This window comes from Pseudomonas sp. RHF3.3-3, assembly GCF_048069595.1.
GTDB lineage: Bacteria > Pseudomonadota > Gammaproteobacteria > Pseudomonadales > Pseudomonadaceae > Aquipseudomonas > Aquipseudomonas fuscovaginae_B.
In genome coordinates this window covers 1,255,537-1,277,033 of sequence record NZ_CP182250.1, presented here as the reverse complement: position 1 = coordinate 1,277,033, position 21,497 = coordinate 1,255,537, and the positions used below count along the sequence as shown (strand labels likewise).

Below are 21,497 nucleotides of genomic sequence, written 5' to 3'. Positions count from 1 at the left end.
ACATCGCCCGACGACCGTCGCGTCCCGTATCTCAAGGAGTCTCTATGCAACGGTTCACTCGCAGCGCCACCCTGATCGCCCTCAGCACCGCCACCCTGGCCAGCCTGCCGGCGTTGGCTGCCGATGAGCTTCATTACAACCAGGTCTCCCTGCGGGCCGAAGCCAGCCAGGAAGTGGCGCGCGACCTGATGATCGTCACCCTCTACACCGAGGCGCAGAACGCCGACCCGGCCAAGCTCGCCGCACAGATCACCACCACCATGAACAAGGCCCTTGGCGAGGCCCGCGAAGTGAAGGCCGTGACCCTGCGCCAGGGCTCACGCAACAGCTACCCGATCTACGACAGCAAGACCCAGAAGATCACCGGCTGGCAGGAGCGCGCCGAACTGCGCCTGGAAAGCCCGGACTTCGCCGCCCTGTCCAAGCTCACCGGCGACCTGATGCAGACCCTGAAGATGGACAGCATGAACTTCGCCATCTCCACCGCAGCGCGCAAGACCAGCGAGGACGCCCTGCTCAAGGACGCGGTCAACGCCTTCAAGGCCCGCGCCCAGATCGCCACCGAAGCTCTCGGCGGCAAGAGCTACAAGATCGTCAACCTGAACCTCAACAGCGGCGGTTATCCACAGCCCTACGCCCGCGCTCCGATGATGATGAAGGCGGCCGCGATGGATTCGGCACCGGCACCGGAAGTCGAGGCCGGTACCAGCGAAGTGAAGATGAGTGCCGACGGCGTGATCGAAGTCCTGCAATAAGCCCGGCCAAAGCCCCACAAGTGCTTTCTAAGCGGCCCGCAACGGCGGTAACCTCGGTGACCGCCGTTTTTTTTCGCTCGCTAAAGGCACTCCCAGGGGATTCCATGGAAAGAACCGTATTCAAACCGCTGCTCCTTGCCGCCGGCCTGTTGGCCTGCGCTCCGCTGGCCCAGGCCGCCAGCACCCTGGTCTACTGCTCGGAGGCCAGCCCGGCCGGCTTCGACCCCAGCCAGTACACCAGCGGCACCGACTTCGATGCCTCGGCGGAAACCGTGTTCAACCGCCTGACCCAGTTCAAGCGTGGCGGCACCGAGGTCGAACCCGGCCTGGCCACCCGTTGGGAAGTGTCCCCGGACGGCCTGGCCTACACCTTCCACCTGCGCCAGGGCGTGAAGTTCCATACCACCGACTATTTCACCCCGAGCCGCGACTTCAACGCCGACGATGTGCTGTTCACCTTCAACCGTCTGCTCGACAAGAACATGCCATTCCGCAAGGCCTACCCTTCCGAGTCGCCGTACTTCACCGACATGGGCCTGGACACCACGATCAGGAACATCGAGAAACTCGACGAACAGACCGTGCGCTTCAACCTGAACAATGTCGATGCGGCCTTCGTGCAGAACCTGGCGATGAGCTTCGCCTCGATCCAGTCCGCCGAATACGCCGACAAGCTGCTCAAGGAGGGCAAGGCCGAGGAACTCAACCAGAAACCGGTGGGCACCGGGCCATTCGTGTTCAAGCGCTACCAGAAGGATGCGCAGATCCGCTACAGCGCCAACAAGGCCTACTGGAAACCCGAGGACGTCAAGCTCGACAACCTGGTCTTCGCCATCACCCCGGATGCCGCCGCCCGCCTGCAGAAGCTCAAGGCCGGTGAATGCCAGGTCAGCGGCTACCCGCGCCCGGCCGACATCGAGGTGATGAAGCAGGACCCGAACCTGCAGGTGCTGCAACAGGCCGGCTTCAACCTGGGCTTTCTGGCCTACAACGTCACCCACAAGCCACTCGACCAGCTCAAGGTCCGCCAGGCGCTGGACATGGCCATCGACAAGCCGGCGATCATCAAGGCGGTGTACCAGGGCGCCGGGCAACTGGCGCAGAACGCCCTGCCACCGGCGCAGTGGTCGTTCGACCCGAACATCAAGGATGCACCCTACGATCCGACCAGGGCCAAGGCGCTGCTCAAGGAGGCCGGTGTCGCGCCCGGCACCCGCATCGACCTGTGGGCAATGACCGTGCAGCGCGCGTCGAACCCCAATGCGCGGATGTCGGCGCAGATGATCCAGCAGGACTGGGCCAAGGTCGGGATCAAGGCCAACATCGTCAGCTATGAGTGGGGCGAGTACATCAAGCGCGCCAAGAATGGCGAGCATGACGCGATGATCTATGGCTGGACCGGCGACAACGGCGACCCGGACAACTGGCTGGGCGTGCTGTACAGCTGCGCCGCGGTCAAGGGCAGCAACTACGCCAAGTGGTGCGACCCGGACTATGACAAGCTGGTCCAGAAGGCCAAGCTGTCCAGCAACCGCGATGAGCGGGTGAAGCTCTATCAACAGGCGCAGAAAATCCTCAAGGAACAGGTGCCGATCACACCGATCGCCAACTCGACGGTATTCCAGCCGCTGCGCAAGGAAGTCCGTGATTTCAGGATCAGTCCATTCGGCCTGACACCCTTCTACGGCGTGAGTCTGGATAAGTAACACCAACGCCCCAACCGGGTGCGCCAGACGCCCCGCTTGCCCACTCGCAGTGCGCCGTTTGCACCGGAAAAACCCGATGCAAACGGTCAAATGCGTCAGTATTTATACATTTGCGACATTCCTGTACGTTCGTGCCACACTTTGAGACTTGCAGCCTATCTGCATCTTGCAATGGGTACAGGGCCTGCATAAGTATCCGCAGGTCGACTCACGAGGTCGTCCTCACAACCAAAAATGACAACAAATCATGAGGCCACCAATGCTTAAAAAAGCAGTCATTCCGTTTTTTGTTGGCGCAGGCCTCCTGGCCAGCGCACCGTTCGCCCTCGCAGCGACAAACCTGGTGTACTGCTCCGAAGGGAGCCCGGCCGGTTTCGATCCTGGCCAATACACCGCCGGAACCGACTTCGATGCCTCTGCCGAAACCGTCTTCAACCGTCTGAGCCAGTTTGAACGTGGCGGCACCGCCGTGGTTCCTGGCCTGGCGACCAGTTGGGACATTTCGCCCGACGGCCTGACCTACACCTTCCACCTGCGCGAAGGGGTCAAGTTCCACACCACCGATTACTTCAAGCCGACGCGCAATTTCAACGCCGACGACGTGCTCTTCACCTTCAACCGCATGCTCGACAAGGACATGCCGTTCCGCAAGGCCTACCCGACCGAGTTCCCGTACTTCACCGACATGGGGATGGACACCAACATCGCGAAGGTCGAGAAGCTCGACGACCACACCGTCAAGTTCACCCTGAAAGCCGTCGATGCCGCCTTCATCCAGAACCTGGCGATGAGCTTCGCCTCCATCCAGTCCGCCGAGTACGCCGACAAGCTGCTCAAGGAAGGCAAGGCCAGCGACATCAACCAGAAGCCGGTCGGCACTGGTCCGTTCGTGTTCAAGAGCTACCAGAAAGACTCCAACATCCGCTACACCGGGAACAAGGAGTACTGGAAGCCTGAAGACGTGAAGATCGACAACCTGATCTTCGCCATCACCACCGATGCCTCGGTGCGGATGCAGAAACTCAAGAAGAACGAGTGCCAGGTCAGCGTCTATCCGCGCCCGGCCGACCTCGCGCCGCTCAAGGCCGACCCGAAACTGCAGATGCCGAGCCAGGCCGGTTTCAACCTGGGCTACATCGCCTATAACGTGATGCCGGTGCTCAAGGGCGAAACCGCCGCCAACCCGCTGGCCGACCTGCGCGTTCGCCAGGCGCTGGACATGGCCGTGAACAAGCCGCAGATCATCGAATCGGTGTACCAGGGCGCCGGCCAGCTGGCCGTCAACGCCATGCCGCCGACCCAGTGGTCCTACGACACCACCATCAAGGATGCCAAGTACGATCCCGAGAAAGCCAAGCAACTGCTCAAGGAAGCGGGCATCAAGGAAGGCACCGAGATCAAGCTGTGGGCCATGCCGGTCCAGCGTCCGTACAACCCGAACGCCAAGCTGATGGCGGAAATGCTCCAGTCCGACTGGAAGAACATCGGCCTGAACGTGAAGATCGTCAGCTATGAGTGGGGTGAATACCTCAAGCGCGCCAAGGCCGGCGAGCAGCAGGCGATGATCATCGGCTGGAGCGGTGACAACGGTGACCCGGACAACTGGCTGAACGTACTGTTCGGTTGCGATGCCATCAACGGCAACAACTTCTCGAAGTACTGCACGCCGAAATACGACAGCCTGATGAAGGAAGCCAAGTCGACCTCCGACCAGGCCAAGCGCACCGAGCTGTACAAGCAGGCCCAGCACATTCTCAAGGATGATGTCCCGTACACACCGATCGCGCACTCGACGGTGTATCAACCCATGAGCGCTACCGTGAAAGACTTCAAGATCAGCCCGTTCGGCTTGAACTCGTTCTACGGCGTCAGCGTCAGCAAGTAAGGTCCCGCAAAGGCGACGTCGCAACACGTCGCCTTTGCGCTACCCGCCAGAATTGCAGGAATTGCCCTCTCCCTGACCGTCCGACTTAGGAAAGATGAGTCAGAAGCGCAGTTTTTTCCTACAACTCTCTCAGGCTCTACGCATTTACGGCATTGACTTGGCGCCATAACGTCAGGACATCACCGACACATGCTGATGAGCGGCACTGCTGTATTCGACTGACTGGGTTGGTGATGTTTCCATGTAGCACGACATGGCAATTGCTCACCAACGACAATAAAAATGGATTGAGATCGTCATGCGCCATACCTTCGTTTTATCCGCTTTGATCAGTACCGCCCTGCTGGCGGGCACTGCTTGCGCCCAGGCTGCCGGTAGCCTGGTGTTCTGCTCCGAGGGCAGCCCGGCCGGGTTTGACACCGCGCAGTACACCGCCGCGACCGACAACGATGCCGCCGAGCCGATCTACAACCGGCTGGTGGAATTCGTCCGAGGCGAGACCACCGTCGCACCGGCGCTGGCCAAGAGCTGGGATATCTCGCCGGATGGCCTGGTGTATACCTTCCACCTGCGCGAAGGCGTGAAGTTCCACACCACCAAGTACTTCACCCCCCATCGCGACTTCAATGCCGACGACGTGCTGTTCACCTTCAACCGCATGCTCGATCCCGAACACCCGTTCCGCAAGGCCTACCCCACCGAGTTCCCCTACTTCACCGGGATGAGCCTGAACAAGAATATCGCCAAGGTCGAAAAGACCGGGCCGCTGACCGTGGTCATGACCCTCAACAGCGTCGACGCCGCGTTCATCCAGAACCTCGCCATGAGCTTCGCCTCGATCCTCTCCGCCGAGTACGCCGAACAGTTGCTCAAGGCCGGCAACCCGAGCGAGATCAACCAGCAGCCCATCGGCACCGGGCCCTACGTGTTCCAGCGTTACCAGAAGGACACGCAGATCCGCTACGCCGCCAACAACCACTACTGGGACCCGGAGAAGGTCAAGCTCGACCAGCTGATTTTCTCGATCAACACCGATGCCTCGGTACGCGTACAGAAACTCAAGCGCAATGAATGCCAGGTGACCTTGCACCCACGCCCGGCCGACGTCCCGGCGCTCAAGAGCGATCCCAAGCTGCAGGTGATCGAAAAACCGGGGTTCAACCTCGGCTACATCGCCTACAACGTCCGCCACAAGCCGTTCGACCAGCCTGAAGTGCGCCGGGCCCTGGACATGGCGGTGAACAAGCCGAGCATCCTCAACGCGGTCTACCAGGGCGCCGGTCAACTGGCGGTCAACGCCATGCCGCCGACCCAGTGGTCCTATGACGACACCATCAGGGACGCCGCCTACGACCCGGAAAAGGCCAAGGAACTGCTCAAGGCCGCCGGCGTCAAGGAAGGCACCGAGATCACCCTGTGGGCCATGCCGGTCCAGCGTCCGTACAACCCCAACGCCAAGCTGATGGCCGAAATGCTCCAGGCCGACTGGGCGAAGATCGGCCTCAAGGTGAAGATCGTCAGCTACGAATGGGGCGAATACATCAAGCGCACCAAGAATGGCGAGCACGACATCAGTCTGATCGGCTGGACCGGTGACAACGGCGACCCGGACAACTGGCTCGGCACGCTCTACAGCTGTGACGCGATCGGCGGCAACAACTACTCCATGTGGTGCGACCCGCAATACGACAAGCTGATCAAGCAAGCCAAGATCGTCACTGACCGTGACCAGCGGACAGTGCTTTACAAGCAGGCCCAGCAGTTGCTCAAGCAGCAGGTGCCCATCACCCCGATCGCCCACTCGACGGTGAACCAGCCGTTAAGCGCCAAGGTGCATGACTTCAAGGTCAGCCCCTTCGGTCGCAACTCGTTCTCGGGCGTCAGTATCGAACAATAAAAACCGTGACCCACGCGTTGGGGGCGAATTTCGCCCTCACGCAATCTTGCAGCCGAAATTCGGCGAGTCACTGCCAAGCAAACGTTTGCGACAAGAAAAAGAGTTCACCCCAAACAACCGGCATACCTAAAAGGCCGGTAACCAAAAAAGAAAATAAAGGAGCTTTACGTTGAAACTCTCTCAGAAAGCGTTGTTAGCCTTAGCAATCAGTAGTGCCAGCCTCATGGCCCATGCGGAATCGCAAAGCCAGGAATTCATTCCGACCGGCCTCAACACCAGTAATGCCCAGAGTGAAGCCAAGGGCTTCATCGATGGCCAGAGCCTGGGCGGTACGACCCGTAACTGGTACGCCAACGAACTGAAACGCCGTGATGACCGTTTCTCCTACAAGAAAGGCGGCGACACCCCGACCCCGACCCCACGTCGTATCAACTGGGTCCAGGGCACCATCCTGAACTACACCTCGGGCTTCACCCAGGGCACCGTCGGCGTCAGCACCGAAGTCGCCGCCTACAACGCCATCGCCCTGGACCGTGACCGCAAGGACCTGGCCGGCGGTGGCAACCGGACCCTGACCCACAGCGACGGCGACGCCGTCGGCCAGTGGAGCAAGCTGGGCCTGGCCAACGTCAAGTTCCGCGTGTCGAACACCACCCTGACCGCCGGCCGCCAGAACTTCAGCACCCCGATCGTCGACACCATCGGCAACCGTGCGCTGCCTTCCAGCTTCGAAGGTGTGAGCCTGCACAGCGAAGAGCTGAACAACCTGTCTTTCGACGTCGCCACCTTCGATCGCGTCTCGCCACGGACCGAGCAGAGCCTGTCGAAATTCCGTTCCGAGTACACCAACAACGGTGCCGAGACCGACCACGTCAACACCGCCGGTATCAACTACCAGCCATTCAAGAGCCTGAAGACCAGTCTCTACGGCGCCCACGTCGAAGATTTCTGGAACCAGTACTACTTCGGTGCCACCCACGACCTGGGCGACAGCTCGGTGCTGAGCCTGACCACCGGCCTGAACTACTACAAGACCGTCGACACCGGCAAAAAGAAGATGGGTGAGATCGACAACGACACCTACTCGCTGTCCTTCGGACTGACCCACCAGGCCCACAGCCTGACCTTCTCCTACCAGGAGATCAACGGTAACGAGTACTTCGACTACCTGCACGAAACCAACGGCATCTACCTGGCCAACTCCCTGCTGTCGGACTTCAACGGCCCGAACGAGAAATCCTTCCAGATCGCCTACGGTCTGAACATGGCCGAATACGGTGTGCCAGGCCTGAAGTTCAACATCTACCAGGCTCGCGGCTGGGGCATCGACGGTACCCACTACACCGGCACCGCCTATGACGTGCGCAACATGAACGGTGAGCACCACTACGAATACGGCATCGGCGCCTCCTACGCGGTGCAGAGCGGTCCGCTGAAGGCCACCGCCATTCGCGCCACCTACACCACTCACCGTGCCTCGGAAAACCAGGCCGACGGCAACCTCAACGAGTTCCGTCTGGTCACCACCATCCCGTTCAAGATTCTTTGATCCCGGGATCCCGATAGGCAACGACGCCGGGGCCGGCTCGACGAATCGGCCCCAGCGACTAATCTGGCTCATTTGATTACGGAGGGTTTATATGAAGATGCTTTCCCTGCGGGCGGCCGTCGCAGCCAGCCTGCTGACCATAGCCGTCGGCGTTTCGGCAAAACCCTTGGTGGTTTGCACCGAAGCCAGCCCGGAAGGTTTCGACCCGGTGCTGTACACCACCGCCGTCACATCCGACGCCGCGGCCGAGACCCTGTTCAACCGCCTGGTGGACTTCAAGCCGGGCACCGCCGAGATCCAGCCGGCCCTGGCCGAAAGCTGGGAAATCAGCCCCGACGGCCTGCAGTACACGTTCCATCTGCGCAAGGGCGTCAAGTTCCACACCACCGATTACTTCAAGCCGACCCGCGAGCTCAATGCCGACGATGTGCTCTGGAGCTTCCAGCGCCAGCTGGACCCGAACCACCCCTGGCACAAGCAGTCCACGGTGGGCTTCCCCTATTTTGAAAGCATGGGCTTCCAGGACCTGTTGAAGAACGTCGAGAAAGTCGACGACATGACCGTGCGTTTCACCCTGTCCCGTCCCGAAGCGCCCTTCCTGCTCGACCTGGGCATGGCCTTCACCTCGATCCACTCCGCCGAATACGCAGGCCAGTTGCTCAAGGCCGGCAAGCAGGACGATCTGAACGCCAAGCCGATCGGCACCGGCCCGTTCGTGTTCCAGCGTTATGCCAAGGATGCCCAGGTGCGCTACAAGGCCAACCCGGACTATTTCCGTGGCAAGCCGCCGGCCGAGGTCCTGGTCTTCGCCATCACCCCGGACAACAACACCCGCCTGCAGAAGCTGCGGGCCAACGAGTGCCAGGTGGCGCTGTATCCGAAACCGGATGACGTGCCGAGCATCCAGGCCGATCCGAACCTGCAGGTGGTCAGCATGGCGGCCATGGCCACCGGCTACACCGCCATCAACACCGAGCACAAGTACCTGAGCGACGTGCGGGTGCGCCGGGCCATCGAACTGGCCCTGGACAAGCAGACCTACGTCGACACCCTGTACGGCAAGGGCAACGCCATCGCCGCGGTCAACCCCTACCCGTCAACCCTGCTGGGCTACAACGACAAGCTGAAGAACCCGCCGCAGAACCTGGAAAAGGCCCGCGCCCTGCTCAAGGAAGCCGGCGTGCCCGAAGGCACGGTCTTCACCCTGTACACCCGCAACGGCGGCGGTCCGACCAACCCGAACCCGCAACTGGGCGCGCAACTGATCCAGTCGGACCTGGCCAAGGTCGGTATCAAGATCGATATCCGCGTCATGGAATGGGCCGAAATGCTCAAGCGCGCGAAAAAGGGCGAACATGACCTGGTGTCCGCCGGCTGGAGCGGCGACAACGGTGATCCGGACAACTTCCTCAGCCCGCTGATGAGTTGCGAAGCCGCCAAAAACGGCGAAAACTACAGCCGCTGGTGCAACCCGCAATTCCAGACGCTGATCGACCAGGCCCGGGCCAGGACGGAACCGGCCGAACGCGCCGCGCTCTACGAAAAAGCCCTGGAGATCCTGCACGACCAGGTACTCTGGGTCGACCAGGCGCATCCCAAGATGTTCACCGCCATGCGCAAGAACGTAGAGGGTTATCACATTAACCCGCTGTCCACCAATAACTTCGCCACGACCCAGGTGAAGTAGAAAACACGCAGGGAGCGGCCCTACCCGGGGCCGCGACCGGCACGCCTAACCGGCTGATGAGGTACACAACAAGATGTTTAGTTTTATTGCCCGCCGACTGGGGTTATTGATCCCCACGTTTTTCGGCATCACGCTGTTGACCTTCGCGCTGATTCGCATGATCCCTGGCGACCCCGTGGAAGTCATGATGGGCGAGCGTCGGGTCGACCCGCAGATGCACGCACAGGCGATGGAACGCCTTGGCCTGAACAAGCCGCTCTACGAACAATACATCGACTACGTGGGCAAGCTGGCCCACGGCGATCTCGGTGAATCCCTGCGCACCCGCACCGGTGTCTGGACCGAATTCACTGCGCTGTTCCCCGCCACCTTGGAACTGTCGATCTCCGCCCTGCTGTTCGCCGGCGTCTTCGGCCTGCTGGCCGGGGTGATCGCCGCCCTCAAGCGAGGATCGCTGTTCGACCACGGGGTCATGGGCATCTCCCTTGCCGGATATTCGATGCCGATCTTCTGGTGGGGCCTGATCCTGATCATGTTCTTCTCGGTCGCCCTGGGCTGGACCCCGGTTTCCGGGCGGATCGACCTGCTCTACGATATCGAGCCGAAGACCGGCTTCATGCTGATCGACACCCTGCTCAGCGGCGAGCCGGATGCGTTCTGGGACGCCCTGCATCACATGATCCTGCCGTCCATCGTACTGGGCACCATCCCGCTGGCGGTGATCGCCCGGATGACCCGCTCGTCGATGCTCGAAGTCCTGCGCGAGGACTACATCCGCACCGCCCGCGCCAAGGGCATGTCGCCGGCCCGCGTGGTATTCGTCCACGGCCTGCGCAACGCGCTGATCCCGGTACTGACCGTGATGGGCCTGCAGGTCGGCACGCTGCTGGCCGGCGCGGTCCTGACCGAAACCATCTTCTCCTGGCCCGGCATCGGCAAGTGGCTGATCGAAGCCATCGGCGCCCGGGACTATCCGGTGGTGCAGAACGGCATCCTGCTGATCGCCTGCATCGTGATCCTGGTCAACTTCGTGGTGGACATCCTCTACGGCCTTGCCAACCCACGTATCCGTCACCAGCGCTGAGAGCCTATTCATGAGTACTCCAATCTCCTCAGCAGCAGTCGACCAGAGCCTGCTGTACCCATCACCCTACAAGGAATTCTGGCAGGCCTTCGCCCGCAACAAGGGCGCCGTCGCCGGCCTGCTGTTCATGCTGCTGGTGATCTTCTGCGCAATCTTCGCCCCCTGGGTATCGCCACACGACCCGAGCGAGCAGTTCCGCGACTTCCTGCTCACCCCACCGGCCTGGCTCGAAGGTGGCCAGGCCCAGTTCCTGCTGGGCACCGACGAACTGGGTCGTGACCTGCTGTCGCGGCTGATCCAGGGCTCGCGCCTGTCGCTGCTGATCGGCCTGTCCTCGGTGGTGATGTCGCTGATCCCCGGGATCCTGATGGGCCTGCTGGCCGGCTTCTTCCCGCGCGTCCTCGGGCCGACCATCATGCGTCTGATGGACATCATGCTCGCCCTGCCGTCACTGCTGCTGGCCGTGGCGATCGTCGCCATCCTCGGCCCTGGCCTGATCAACACCGTGATCGCCATCGCCATCGTGTCGCTGCCGTCCTACGTGCGCCTGACCCGCGCCGCGGTGATGGGCGAACTGAACCGCGACTACGTGACCGCCGCCCGCCTCGCCGGTGCCGGCCTGCCACGCCTGATGTTCATCACCGTGCTGCCCAACTGCATGGCACCGCTGATCGTCCAGGCGACCCTGAGCTTCTCCTCGGCCATCCTCGACGCGGCCGCCCTGGGCTTTCTCGGCCTCGGCGTACAACCGCCGACCCCGGAATGGGGCACCATGCTGGCCTCGGCCCGCGACTACATCGAACGCGCCTGGTGGGTGGTGAGCCTGCCCGGCCTGACCATTTTGCTCAGCGTGCTGGCAATCAACCTGATGGGCGACGGCCTGCGCGACGCGCTGGACCCGAAACTCAAGAATGCCGCCTGAGGAGATTCCCATGTCACTGCTAGAAATCAAGAATCTCAACGTCCGCTTCGGCGACAAGAACGCCGTTCCGGTGGTCGACGGCCTCGACCTGAGCGTGAACAAGGGCGAGGTCCTGGCGATCGTCGGCGAGTCGGGTTCCGGTAAATCCGTGACCATGATGGCTCTGATGGGCCTGATCGAGCACCCCGGTATCGTCACCGCCGACGCCCTGCGCTTCGACGGCAAGGACATGCTCACCCTCAACGCCCGCCAGCGCCGGCAGATCGTCGGCAAGGACCTGGCGATGGTCTTCCAGGACCCGATGACCGCGTTGAACCCCAGCTACACCGTGGGCTTCCAGATCGAGGAAGTCCTGCGCCTGCACCTGAAGATGTCCGGCAAGCAGGCGCGCAAGCGGGCCATCGAGCTGCTGGAGAAAGTCGAGATCCCGGGCGCCGCGAGCCGCATGGACGCCTACCCGCACCAACTGTCCGGCGGCATGAGCCAGCGCGTGGCGATTGCCATGGCGATTGCCGGCGAGCCGAAACTGCTGATCGCCGACGAACCGACCACTGCCCTCGACGTGACCATCCAGGCGCAGATCATGGACCTGCTGATCAGCCTGCAGCAGGAACAGAACATGGGCCTGGTACTGATCACCCACGACCTCGCGGTGGTGGCGGAAACCGCCCAGCGGGTCTGCGTGATGTACGCCGGGCAAGCGGTGGAAGTCGGGCAGGTCCCCGGCCTGTTCGACATCCCGGCACACCCCTACAGCGAAGCGCTGCTCAAGGCGATCCCGGAGCACAGCCTGGGAGCCGAGCGCCTGTCGACCCTGCCGGGCATCGTGCCCGGCCGCTACGACCGGCCGCAGGGTTGCCTGCTGTCGCCACGCTGCCCGTACGTGCAGGAAAACTGCCGGCAGCAGCGTCCGGCCCTGGACCCGAAAGCCAATAGCCTTGCCCGTTGCTTCTACCCGCTGAACCAGGAGGTGGCGTAATGGCCGTCGTTCTTACCGCCCGCGACCTCACCCGTCACTACGAAGTGTCCCGTGGCCTGTTCAAGGGCCACGCCACCGTGCGCGCCCTCAACGGTGTGTCCTTCGAGCTGGAGGCCGGCAAGACCCTGGCCGTGGTCGGCGAATCGGGCTGTGGCAAGTCCACCCTGGCCCGCGCCCTGACCCTGATCGAGGAACCGTCCTCCGGCTCGCTGAAGATCGCCGGCCAGGAAGTCGCCGGCGCCGACAAGGCCCAGCGCAAGCAACTGCGCAAGGACGTGCAGATGGTGTTCCAGAGCCCGTACGCCTCGCTCAACCCACGGCAGAAGATCGGTGACCAGCTCGGCGAGCCGCTGCTGATCAACACCAGGCTGTCGGCCGCCGAACGCCGCGAGAAAGTCCAGGCGATGATGAAGCAGGTGGGCCTGCGCCCTGAGCATTACCAGCGCTACCCGCACATGTTCTCCGGTGGTCAGCGCCAGCGGATCGCCCTGGCCCGCGCCATGATGCTGCAGCCCAAGGTGCTGGTGGCGGACGAGCCGACCTCGGCGCTCGACGTGTCGATCCAGGCCCAGGTGCTGAACCTGTTCATGGACCTGCAGCAGGAGTTCAACACCGCCTACGTGTTCATCTCCCACAACCTGGCGGTGGTGCGCCACGTCGCCGACCAGGTGCTGGTGATGTACCTCGGGCGCCCTGCGGAAATGGGCCCCAAGGAAGACATCTACGAGCGTCCGTTGCACCCCTACACCCAGGCGCTGCTGTCGGCGACCCCGGCGATTCACCCGGACCCGCTGAAGCCGAAGATCAAGATCGCCGGCGAATTGCCCAACCCGCTCAACCCGCCGAGTGGCTGCGCGTTCCACAAGCGTTGCCCTTACGCCACCGAGCGTTGCGCGACCGAGTTGCCGGAACTGCGCCAGGTGGATACCCGCCAGGTTGCCTGCCACTACGCCGAGCAGTTCCTGTAGGGCAGTAAAAAGCGCTCTCCAGAACCTGCGAGAGCGCTGAAACCGCAAACCCAGCCCCTTCCGTCAGGTTGCGCATCGACCTGGCAGAAGGGGCTTTTTCATTTCATTTCGGGCGCTGATCGATCCCTGTGGGGTGCTGCGATGATCTCATTTCAGCATTGATGACACGCCCTAAGATACCTATTTCGGCCTTGAAGATATAAAGCCACCTTGAGCTCAGAAGAAAATATGCGCTCATCCCTGAAAAACTGCGCAAGAGATTTTACGATGTCGTCAAGGATAAAAGCCTGGAAGTCAACTTCGTCGACCTCACCGAAACCCTGCCCGAATGATTGCTCCCCTTTCGTGGAAAGGCCCTGCATCAACTCAACAGCGGACGCAGAGCGTCTAGGGAAGCGTTCCCACGCAGAGCACGGGAACGCTCTGATCTCCGGTTGATCGATCAGGTATCGCTGTCACCCTCATCGCCTTCATCGGTGTCCGGTTCCTCGGTGGTCGAGTCGTCATCGCCCTTGCTTCCGCCCTGGCCTTCGTCACCTGGCTCGGAGTCGGACTTGGCAAGCAACAGCCCACTGTCCTGAGCGCTGTTCACACCCCAGAAGCCGTGGGTCTGGGGCGAATTCGCGCTGGCCCACGCAGCTGTCGTTCCGAGCGACAGCACCACCAGCACCTTGAGTAGCAATACCATGCGTTGAAAGATCTTCATCGTCGTCCAGTCCTTCTATAGACAAGTCGCGAGTGCCTGAGCGCTGGCTCGCAGAACCGGCACCCAAACTTGACTGAACCTACTCCCGTCAACGGGCTTTTTCCATGCTGACAACATGAAATTTTCCAGTGCCACTTAGAATAATTCCGACTAGCTATCAGAGCTGGAGGAACTATGACACTTTTGTTAGGAGATTGTCCTCATCCAGCGACCTCTCCCCTCAACCCTGAGCCTTCAAATGAGACCGTTGTGGCAAATAAAACTGATCCGGTGGGGAAAAACCATGACGGAACTCATCGTGGAATATCATGGCCCTTAACTTGGTGCGAGTCGACAGACCATCGGTTCAGATGGTACTAAAATACCCGACGTCTTGCCCGTATAAACGGGGCAACTGCCTATTTCCTGATGAGCAAGTCCTGCACCACTGCGATGGATTTGTGAAGAACCGCCTCCTCACTGAGATCAGTAGTATCAATCACCACCCATTCATCTAGACCACATGCCTCATAACTGGACCTGACTTTTTTTTGATACTCAACAAAACTCTTAAGACGATCTTCGCCACCACCATCATATGCACCGCTCTCACTAAGACGAAAAGCACCTTTTCTATCAGCGGAGATAACCGGATCGACATCGAGGAAAATGACAACGTCAGGCCTTCTTACAGTAGAAAAAAATGCCATAGCCTCTCCAGCCAAGATCGGGTCCTTCAGTAAAAATCGAGCCAGATATTTATAATACCAGCCATCAGAGATACAACTGATCCCAGACTCAATTGCTGGTCTGACAACAGCATGATCCGTAGCTTGAAACCAAGCAACAATGAGACTTAACCAATGTCTATCGCCTAATTGTTCGAGAGGAGCATCATCCGGATATTCCCAAAGAATATCGCGTATTCGCCCCATATGAAACTCCGAATACCCCGAAGTTACCGGCGGACGATTTTTATCTATAAACTTAAAATCCGGAACCGATTCAGAAATCTTGTCGTATGTTGCACGGGCAATCGTGGACTTCCCCGCGCCATCAGTGCCCTCGAAAACAATCAACAAAGGTTGCTTTTTTACACTACTCATGAAAATCCCCCTAAATAGGCTTCGGTATCTAAAGAGTTCCTACCGCTACCTTCGATTAATGGGCGAAACCCCTCTCTCCGATACACCTCGGACATCTTCCTCCCCAATGCTGTAAGAAACTCCAATGAAGGACGTTGTTTGTGAATATATTGAGAACCGAAATCTGGATGAAATACTGCAACAGCGGGCACAACGCCCATCCGCCCAAAATACTCAATACCTTCAATGATTGACTCCAGAGGCTCTAGGCCAGCGACAAATCCAGCGTAAACATTACCTCGCCCTATGATTTCAACCGCAGCCTCAAAAGCAGCCAAGAATCGTTCACGAGTATAGTCATCAGATTTTCCTTGGCAAATTTCAGAAAACAGCTCTGGGTTGAACACCTCCAAACTCATTGACATATTATTGCCAATCTCTTTAAAACGCTCAAAAAGATGAAAATCTTTAGGTGGCATAGAAATCAAATGGTAATCCAAATTGAACTCCGAGTTAATTTCTTTCACTCTCGAAAGCAAATTTAGGTGATTTGAGTACCCCTTGTCATAATCGGGGATCGTTCCACCATTCAACAAAACCCTTTTATATCTCTCACCATCATCCTTTAACGCTAAATTTACTGCCTCACCTGCAATATCTCCCTTGACTCGCATTTTATGATCTGAAAAATCATCTCTTGCTCGCCCCAAAGAGCAAAACTTACACTCACGCCCACTATTAAAATAATAACAGTGACCTGGGGAAAAAATACCGAGCGTCGAATCACCATATACAGTTACGTACCGTTCAAAAAACTCACCATTACTCAATTTTTTCCCATAAGATTCAGGGCGCCCGGGAAATCCGACCCTAACAACCTTGTCCCCAGATCTCAACACTGGAACCCCCTTATCCAAATCAACCACATGATCAGATCTTGGGTTATAATTTGCCGCCACCAATATTTGACGATCAAGAATTATCTCTTGTGGCACACGAGCATGTGAATCAAGGACAGCGCTATCACCCACTCCATACGCACGTCTTTTTTCAATACCATTATCATGAATTTGATAGTACTCCAGAAAATCACTGGAAAAATTCACGCCATTACACAAAACCTCAACTTTTAAGTTTACCATTTCGAAAATCATAAAAACCTCAAAATAATTTAATTAAAAGCTATAAATTGCATAAGCTCCTTAGATGACAACGCGACGAGTGTTCCACGATCAGAGAGAGACGCAGTGGATGGTGGCAAGGAAAACCTAGGGTTTCCAAACATATCAAATAGTGTTCCTCCTGCCTCCCTCAGAATTAGCTCTGCCGCAGCAATGTCGCAACTACGTTCATGCCCTGGATTATCGATGTCTATAAATGCATCAAGAACCCCAGCAGCAATAAGACAAATCTCTAATGATGAACATGAACAAACTCTTACCTTATCAACAGCCCAGAGCATTCCTTCTATTAGTGCCCTCTCCACTCCTCCTTCTGGGCGATGAAAAGCAATACGCATTTCATCTAAACGATAGACATTACGAGTTCGAAGCCTCTTCACAACAATTGGCGATTGGAGATATGCGCCTTCACCTAAAGAAGCGGTATATACTATATCCCTTGACATATCATAAACCCAGCCAAATATGTAAGCACCTTCATGATAAAGTGCGACACTGGAGGTATAAGCTGGAAATCCCAAAATCGCATTGTGCGTACCATCGAGTGGATCTACGATCAGATAAAACTCTCCACCTTCACCAAAAGTTATTGAAGAATCTATTTCCTCGGAAAATATCGTGACTCGCATACCGATATTTGAAAAACTCTCAAATATAAGAGATTGACACTCCAAATCATATTTTGTTTGCTGACCAGTTAGATCTTCGCCCCCTGCAAAACTAGGTAGCCGAGCTAAAGTGCCAGCCCAATATCGACGCAATTTTTTCCTAGCCTCATAGAGACATCTCTCCAGTTCGAAAATATGCGCCGCACCAAATAACGGTCTCATACTCACTCCATTATTAGCTGAGTGTGCCAGCACTCCCTATCCAATCGTGGGGCGCACTCCTTTACCTCAAACAGCTTCCCGGCATAAACTGCATAATCTGCGCTCATAAACGCGCCAAATGATTTAGGAAATAGTGCCAATGTTTTTACATCAGCATCATAACCCAAACTTTCCCTTAGTGAATTAGCCGCATGTTTAATGCTACCACCCGTATAGGATTTATCTATAATCAACCAAGATTCACTGGATAGATTTGGCGTAGGGAAAATACCCCGAAATGCAAAATCTCTATTTAAAAGCCCAGAATCGTTTTGTCGATGAATTTCTGTGAAGAAAATGTTCTGGTCACCGGTTGCAGCCAAGTAGCCCAATGCCAAGGGTAAACCTGCTGCCAGCAAGAACAGCTTATTTTTTGAGATTTTTTTGATTTGATGCCAGACCAAGTGATCTTCATAGATATATCGTGCATTGAATACACTACTGACATCCCAATACTCATGAGATATATACTTACTATAAAAAGCACAAAACTCACTATAAAACTCCATTGTTTCAGTATTTGCGTCTATAAGTAGTCGATTCTTGGCGATTCCATGAAGGGTGTTTTTCGAAAAATGTACATCTTTATCAAAATCAAAACCGAGCTGCGAAAATCCCTCACCCACAAGGCGCTGCTTAATATTTTTTAGCTGAAGCATGGACGGTCCGGAAATCGCTATTTCAGGTGAAAGTCCATCTCCACTTATTCGACGCACGCCTCCGAATCTGATTTTTTTTGTAACTGAATCCAGATATTTCCACAGGCGTATGATATCTTCAGAATCTATGCCGTTATAGATCGATTCAAGATTACTCAAATCACAAATCATCTCCTCCGGATGCCGAAGCTCGAAGGAGGCCTTTTGAAGATGACATCCTTCGCGCATGGCATTACGATAAACATAATAGTCATTTGTTTGAACTCCACCTAAAGTCCGCCAACCATGTCGCTCACTGATTATAGTTATAAAATTTACGTACTGATCTAATGTACGCTGCATAAAAAGCCCAGTACGCTCCATCGCTCAGCACTCCTGATACGGCCAATTAAAATTCAGTACACGCTTCCTCAATCCCACTCTTTCAGCAGGCTGACCAAGGAAGGCGTCTCTCCTGCTAAAAAATATTTTTTCCTGAAATAGTACTCACACTTTGATATTTTATGCCCCGTTTGCCGCCGACCATCAAACTCTCTATCCAACGCAAATAAAGATTTTTGTACAGATGGATATATACATATTTTTTTTAGCAACTTCTCCATTTCCAAAAAAACCAAATCCATATACTCAAGAACCTCTTCAATATATAACCGACATTCCACATCTGTAACCGCACCTACTCTAACCAACCTGAAAAACTCCTTTTTAATCTTGTCGAAGCCAACAACCCGAAAAACATTCGAATAAACCCACTTATAATGCTTATTAGTTATTCCAGTCAGGTAGGTAAAACTCATTGTCGTTTTGAGCATCATATCTCTTGCAATCTCACAACCCATCCATAGGTTTCCTGATTGCCAGCAACCTTGAACATCCTGGAAAGCATAAAAAACAGGTAATTTTTCGCGATGAGCAACATAAATATGCTTCTCCAATGGAATCCTGCTTTTGAAGTTATTGAACCTATTCTCGTTCTCCAATGCATAGCCTATCAGAGCTCTATGGATTACATTATTTTCTGTATTAGTTAAAATAGGATCATAAATAACCCTCTGATCCCCAACAATCTCATCAAATGCACTTTCAATTTTTCCTATAATTTCGTAAACCTCAGAAAACGTTATGTAATCGACATCAATGTGAATACTGGTATCCCCATAAAAATCTGTCGTATTATGGACATCCTCATCGCTGGCAATATAGCGATAATTTATGTCAGTTACTAAAGCATGCTCACTCTTCTCAACTTCTCTCGCTGTAGGTCTTTTTTCACACAAAACAATGCAATCGATATCAGAGTGAATGGTCCCAATACCCTCAATCAAACTTCCAGAAACAACCAAAACACTATTTCTCTCTAAAAAAACCCTCTCTAGCAGGTATTTTTTTGGGATTAAAATCTTCCCATCCAGAATCGAAATGTCATGTTCATGAATTTTTGACTGCGAGGTACTCACTAGAATATTCATTCGTCCCACCCATATGTTTATGTTTAAGAAACGTAGTCCTGGCGAGAGAATTTCTCCAATATTTTTCTAAAAATCAGAAATTGCCCACACTCAACAAAATAGCCGCCACTAAATTTGTAGATATTCTCCCAAGCATATGAAAGATATTTCTTACAACCTGCTTATCTATGTGGCAGAGACCGATACTTACCAATCCAAAAAGACATGACAGCACAGCAACAATAACGGTTAATCCAGGACCACAGAAAAATCCGAGCAAAAAAAAACCGCTGCTCTCGCAACGGTTTTTTAACTTCGTGGTTAAAGTGTACGTCTAGTGATGCTCACGCGTCGCGCGGAATTTCACATCCGGCCAGCGCTCTTCCATCAGCGCCAGGTTGACCCGGGTCGGGGCCAGGTAGGTCAGGTGACCGCCGCCGTCCAGCGCCAGGTTTTCCACCGCCTTGTTGCTGAATTCCTCGAGCTTCTTCTTGTCGCTGCATTCGATCCAGCGCGCGGACCACACGGTGATCGGCTCGTAGGAGCACTCGACCTTGTATTCCTCCTTCAGGCGGCTGGCGACCACATCGAACTGCAGCACACCGACGGCGCCCAGAATGATGTCGTTGCTGCGCTCGGGGAAGAACACCTGGGTCGCACCCTCTTCCGCCAGTTGCTGCAGGCCCTGGCGCAGTTGCTTGGACTTGAGCGGGTCACGCAGGCGCACACGGCGGAACAGTTCCGGGGCGAAGTGCGGGATACCGGTGAAGCCCAGCGCCTCGCCTTCGGTGAAGGTATCGCCGATCTGGATGGTGCCGTGGTTGTGCAGGCCGATGATGTCGCCGGCGTAGGCCTCTTCCAGTTGCTCACGCTCGGAGGAGAAGAAGGTCAGCGCGTCGCCGATGCGCACGTCCTTGCCGGTGCGCACGTGACGCATCTTCATGCCCTTGTCGTACTTGCCGGAGCAGATACGCATGAAGGCGATACGGTCGCGGTGCTTGGGGTCCATGTTTGCCTGGATCTTGAACACGAAACCTGTGAACTTCTCCTCCACCGGCTCCACCGAACGCTCGTTGGCCACACGGGCCAGCGGCATCGGCGCCCAGTCGACCACCGCGTCGAGCACATGGTCGACACCGAAGTTGCCCAGCGCGGTACCGAAGAACACCGGGGTCATCTGGCCAGTGAGGAATTCCTCCTGGTTGAACTCGTGGCAGGCGCCCTGCACCAGTTCCAGCTGTTCGAGGAAGCGCTCGTACTCGTCACCCAGGTGGGCGCGGGCTTCCGCCGAGTCGAGCTTCTCGATGATCTTCACCTCGGTGCGCTCATGGCCGTGACCCGGGGTGTAGACGATGATGTAGTCGCCCGCCAGGTGGTACACGCCCTTGAAGTCGCGGTAGCAGCCGATCGGCCAGGTGATCGGCGCGGCCTTGATCTTCAGCACCGCCTCGATTTCGTCGAGCAGTTCGATCGGGTCGCGGATATCGCGGTCGAGCTTGTTGATGAAGCTGACGATCGGCGTATCGCGCAGGCGGCAGACGTCCATCAGGGCGATGGTACGCGGCTCGACGCCCTTACCGCCGTCGAGCACCATCAGCGCCGAGTCCACGGCGGTCAGGGTCCGGTAGGTGTCTTCCGAGAAGTCTTCGTGGCCAGGGGTGTCGAGCAGGTTGATCATGTGCTCGCGATACGGGAACTGCATGACCGAGGTGGTAATGGAAATACCGCGCTGCTTCTCCATCTCCATCCAGTCGGAGGTGGCGTGGCGGTCGGACTTGCGCGACTTCACCGTACCGGCCACGGAAATCGCCTTGCCCATCAGCAAGAGCTTTTCGGTGATGGTGGTCTTACCCGCATCCGGGTGGGAAATGATGGCGAAGGTGCGGCGTTTCGCGACTTCGGCGGCCTGGTTGGTCATGGGAAATCGCCTGACAGGTGATTCAAAAAAAGGGCGCAGATTATAGACCAGACTGCACTCCAGCGGCCACCGCCAGCCCGACCGACGCCCTCCGGCTGCCCCCCGGCGAGATGGCCAAATGCTGCCAATTGCGGAACCTTTTAAACATCACAGACGTCCACTCCCCTGTCATGACCTTTCGTCAGGTGTAGAAAAATCAGTCAGTTAGCCTGACGAGGGC

17 protein-coding genes are annotated in these 21,497 nt (G+C 56.7%); 10 read left to right on the top strand and 7 right to left on the bottom strand.

Going from position 1 to position 21,497, the window contains the following annotated elements:
• Positions 1–44: 44 nt before the first annotated feature.
• The 10 genes from ACMGT0_RS05770 to ACMGT0_RS05725 all read left to right on the top strand — a co-directional run bounded on the left by ACMGT0_RS05770 (position 45) and on the right by ACMGT0_RS05725 (position 13,432).
• Positions 45–755: an SIMPL domain-containing protein gene (locus ACMGT0_RS05770; protein WP_054058540.1), complete on the top strand. Its 711-nt coding sequence runs from the start codon at positions 45–47 to the stop codon at positions 753–755.
• Positions 756–859: 104 nt separating this feature from the next.
• Entirely contained in the window at positions 860–2,461 is a 1,602-nt protein-coding gene (locus ACMGT0_RS05765) for an ABC transporter substrate-binding protein (protein ID WP_054064154.1), read from the top strand.
• Between the two features lie 259 nt (positions 2,462–2,720).
• On the top strand, positions 2,721–4,346 hold the full coding sequence (locus ACMGT0_RS05760) for an ABC transporter substrate-binding protein (protein ID WP_054058538.1): 1,626 nt from the start codon (positions 2,721–2,723) through the stop codon (positions 4,344–4,346).
• A gap of 298 nt (positions 4,347–4,644) precedes the next feature.
• Positions 4,645–6,243, top strand: a complete 1,599-nt coding sequence (locus ACMGT0_RS05755) for an ABC transporter substrate-binding protein (RefSeq protein ID WP_054058537.1) — start codon at positions 4,645–4,647, stop codon at positions 6,241–6,243.
• A gap of 169 nt (positions 6,244–6,412) precedes the next feature.
• Positions 6,413–7,792: an OprD family porin gene (locus ACMGT0_RS05750; protein ID WP_054058536.1), complete on the top strand. Its 1,380-nt coding sequence runs from the start codon at positions 6,413–6,415 to the stop codon at positions 7,790–7,792.
• Positions 7,793–7,883: 91 nt separating this feature from the next.
• The gene (locus ACMGT0_RS05745; protein ID WP_054058535.1) at positions 7,884–9,479 is read left to right on the top strand and encodes an ABC transporter substrate-binding protein; all 1,596 of its coding nucleotides are present in this window, start codon (positions 7,884–7,886) and stop codon (positions 9,477–9,479) included.
• 73 nt (positions 9,480–9,552) lie between these two features.
• Positions 9,553–10,563 (top strand): ABC transporter permease subunit, encoded by a 1,011-nt coding sequence (locus tag ACMGT0_RS05740; RefSeq protein WP_054058534.1) that lies wholly within the window; start codon positions 9,553–9,555, stop codon positions 10,561–10,563.
• A gap of 10 nt (positions 10,564–10,573) precedes the next feature.
• Positions 10,574–11,485, top strand: a complete 912-nt coding sequence (locus ACMGT0_RS05735; protein ID WP_054058533.1) for an ABC transporter permease subunit — start codon at positions 10,574–10,576, stop codon at positions 11,483–11,485.
• Positions 11,486–11,495: 10 nt separating this feature from the next.
• Complete coding sequence (locus ACMGT0_RS05730; protein WP_017902286.1) at positions 11,496–12,464, top strand: ABC transporter ATP-binding protein; 969 nt, start codon at positions 11,496–11,498, stop codon at positions 12,462–12,464.
• Complete coding sequence (locus ACMGT0_RS05725) at positions 12,464–13,432, top strand: peptide ABC transporter ATP-binding protein (RefSeq protein ID WP_054058532.1); 969 nt, start codon at positions 12,464–12,466, stop codon at positions 13,430–13,432. Before ACMGT0_RS05730 ends, ACMGT0_RS05725 begins: the two co-directional genes overlap by 1 nt.
• Before the next feature lie 442 nt (positions 13,433–13,874).
• Here ACMGT0_RS05725 and ACMGT0_RS05720 read toward each other — a convergent pair whose 3' ends face one another.
• The 7 genes from ACMGT0_RS05720 to ACMGT0_RS05690 all read right to left on the bottom strand — a co-directional run bounded on the left by ACMGT0_RS05720 (position 13,875) and on the right by ACMGT0_RS05690 (position 21,277).
• Positions 13,875–14,138 carry a hypothetical protein gene (locus ACMGT0_RS05720; protein WP_054058530.1) on the bottom strand — a complete coding sequence of 88 codons (264 nt, stop codon included), beginning with the start codon at positions 14,136–14,138 and terminating at the stop codon, positions 13,875–13,877.
• A gap of 398 nt (positions 14,139–14,536) precedes the next feature.
• Complete coding sequence (locus ACMGT0_RS05715; RefSeq protein WP_054064152.1) at positions 14,537–15,223, bottom strand: dTMP kinase; 687 nt, start codon at positions 15,221–15,223, stop codon at positions 14,537–14,539.
• Positions 15,220–16,356: a radical SAM protein gene (locus tag ACMGT0_RS05710; RefSeq protein ID WP_416771817.1), complete on the bottom strand. Its 1,137-nt coding sequence runs from the start codon at positions 16,354–16,356 to the stop codon at positions 15,220–15,222. The genes ACMGT0_RS05715 and ACMGT0_RS05710 overlap by 4 nt, the downstream gene beginning before the upstream one ends.
• A 17-nt stretch (positions 16,357–16,373) precedes the next feature.
• Positions 16,374–17,213, bottom strand: coding sequence for an inositol monophosphatase family protein (locus ACMGT0_RS05705; protein ID WP_081009909.1), 840 nt, complete (start codon positions 17,211–17,213; stop codon positions 16,374–16,376).
• Positions 17,214–17,215: 2 nt separating this feature from the next.
• Positions 17,216–18,274: a hypothetical protein gene (locus tag ACMGT0_RS05700; protein WP_239687980.1), complete on the bottom strand. Its 1,059-nt coding sequence runs from the start codon at positions 18,272–18,274 to the stop codon at positions 17,216–17,218.
• A gap of 47 nt (positions 18,275–18,321) precedes the next feature.
• Entirely contained in the window at positions 18,322–19,380 is a 1,059-nt protein-coding gene (locus ACMGT0_RS05695; RefSeq protein ID WP_054058529.1) for a hypothetical protein, read from the bottom strand.
• 313 nt (positions 19,381–19,693) lie between these two features.
• The gene (locus ACMGT0_RS05690; protein ID WP_054058528.1) at positions 19,694–21,277 is read right to left on the bottom strand and encodes a peptide chain release factor 3; all 1,584 of its coding nucleotides are present in this window, start codon (positions 21,275–21,277) and stop codon (positions 19,694–19,696) included.
• Positions 21,278–21,497 lie beyond the last annotated feature (220 nt).

Coding starts and splice junctions, on each gene's coding strand:
- ACMGT0_RS05770 (WP_054058540.1), top strand. CDS start 45: ATGCAACGGTTCACTCGCAGCGCCACCCTGATCGCCCTCAGCACCGCC.
- ACMGT0_RS05765 (WP_054064154.1), top strand. CDS start 860: ATGGAAAGAACCGTATTCAAACCGCTGCTCCTTGCCGCCGGCCTGTTG.
- ACMGT0_RS05760 (WP_054058538.1), top strand. CDS start 2,721: ATGCTTAAAAAAGCAGTCATTCCGTTTTTTGTTGGCGCAGGCCTCCTG.
- ACMGT0_RS05755 (WP_054058537.1), top strand. CDS start 4,645: ATGCGCCATACCTTCGTTTTATCCGCTTTGATCAGTACCGCCCTGCTG.
- ACMGT0_RS05745 (WP_054058535.1), top strand. CDS start 7,884: ATGAAGATGCTTTCCCTGCGGGCGGCCGTCGCAGCCAGCCTGCTGACC.
- ACMGT0_RS05740 (WP_054058534.1), top strand. CDS start 9,553: ATGTTTAGTTTTATTGCCCGCCGACTGGGGTTATTGATCCCCACGTTT.
- ACMGT0_RS05735 (WP_054058533.1), top strand. CDS start 10,574: ATGAGTACTCCAATCTCCTCAGCAGCAGTCGACCAGAGCCTGCTGTAC.
- ACMGT0_RS05730 (WP_017902286.1), top strand. CDS start 11,496: ATGTCACTGCTAGAAATCAAGAATCTCAACGTCCGCTTCGGCGACAAG.
- ACMGT0_RS05725 (WP_054058532.1), top strand. CDS start 12,464: ATGGCCGTCGTTCTTACCGCCCGCGACCTCACCCGTCACTACGAAGTG.
- ACMGT0_RS05720 (WP_054058530.1), bottom strand. CDS start 14,138: ATGAAGATCTTTCAACGCATGGTATTGCTACTCAAGGTGCTGGTGGTG.
- ACMGT0_RS05715 (WP_054064152.1), bottom strand. CDS start 15,223: ATGAGTAGTGTAAAAAAGCAACCTTTGTTGATTGTTTTCGAGGGCACT.
- ACMGT0_RS05710 (WP_416771817.1), bottom strand. CDS start 16,356: ATGATTTTCGAAATGGTAAACTTAAAAGTTGAGGTTTTGTGTAATGGC.
- ACMGT0_RS05705 (WP_081009909.1), bottom strand. CDS start 17,213: ATGAGACCGTTATTTGGTGCGGCGCATATTTTCGAACTGGAGAGATGT.
- ACMGT0_RS05700 (WP_239687980.1), bottom strand. CDS start 18,274: ATGGAGCGTACTGGGCTTTTTATGCAGCGTACATTAGATCAGTACGTA.
- ACMGT0_RS05695 (WP_054058529.1), bottom strand. CDS start 19,380: ATGAATATTCTAGTGAGTACCTCGCAGTCAAAAATTCATGAACATGAC.
- ACMGT0_RS05690 (WP_054058528.1), bottom strand. CDS start 21,277: ATGACCAACCAGGCCGCCGAAGTCGCGAAACGCCGCACCTTCGCCATC.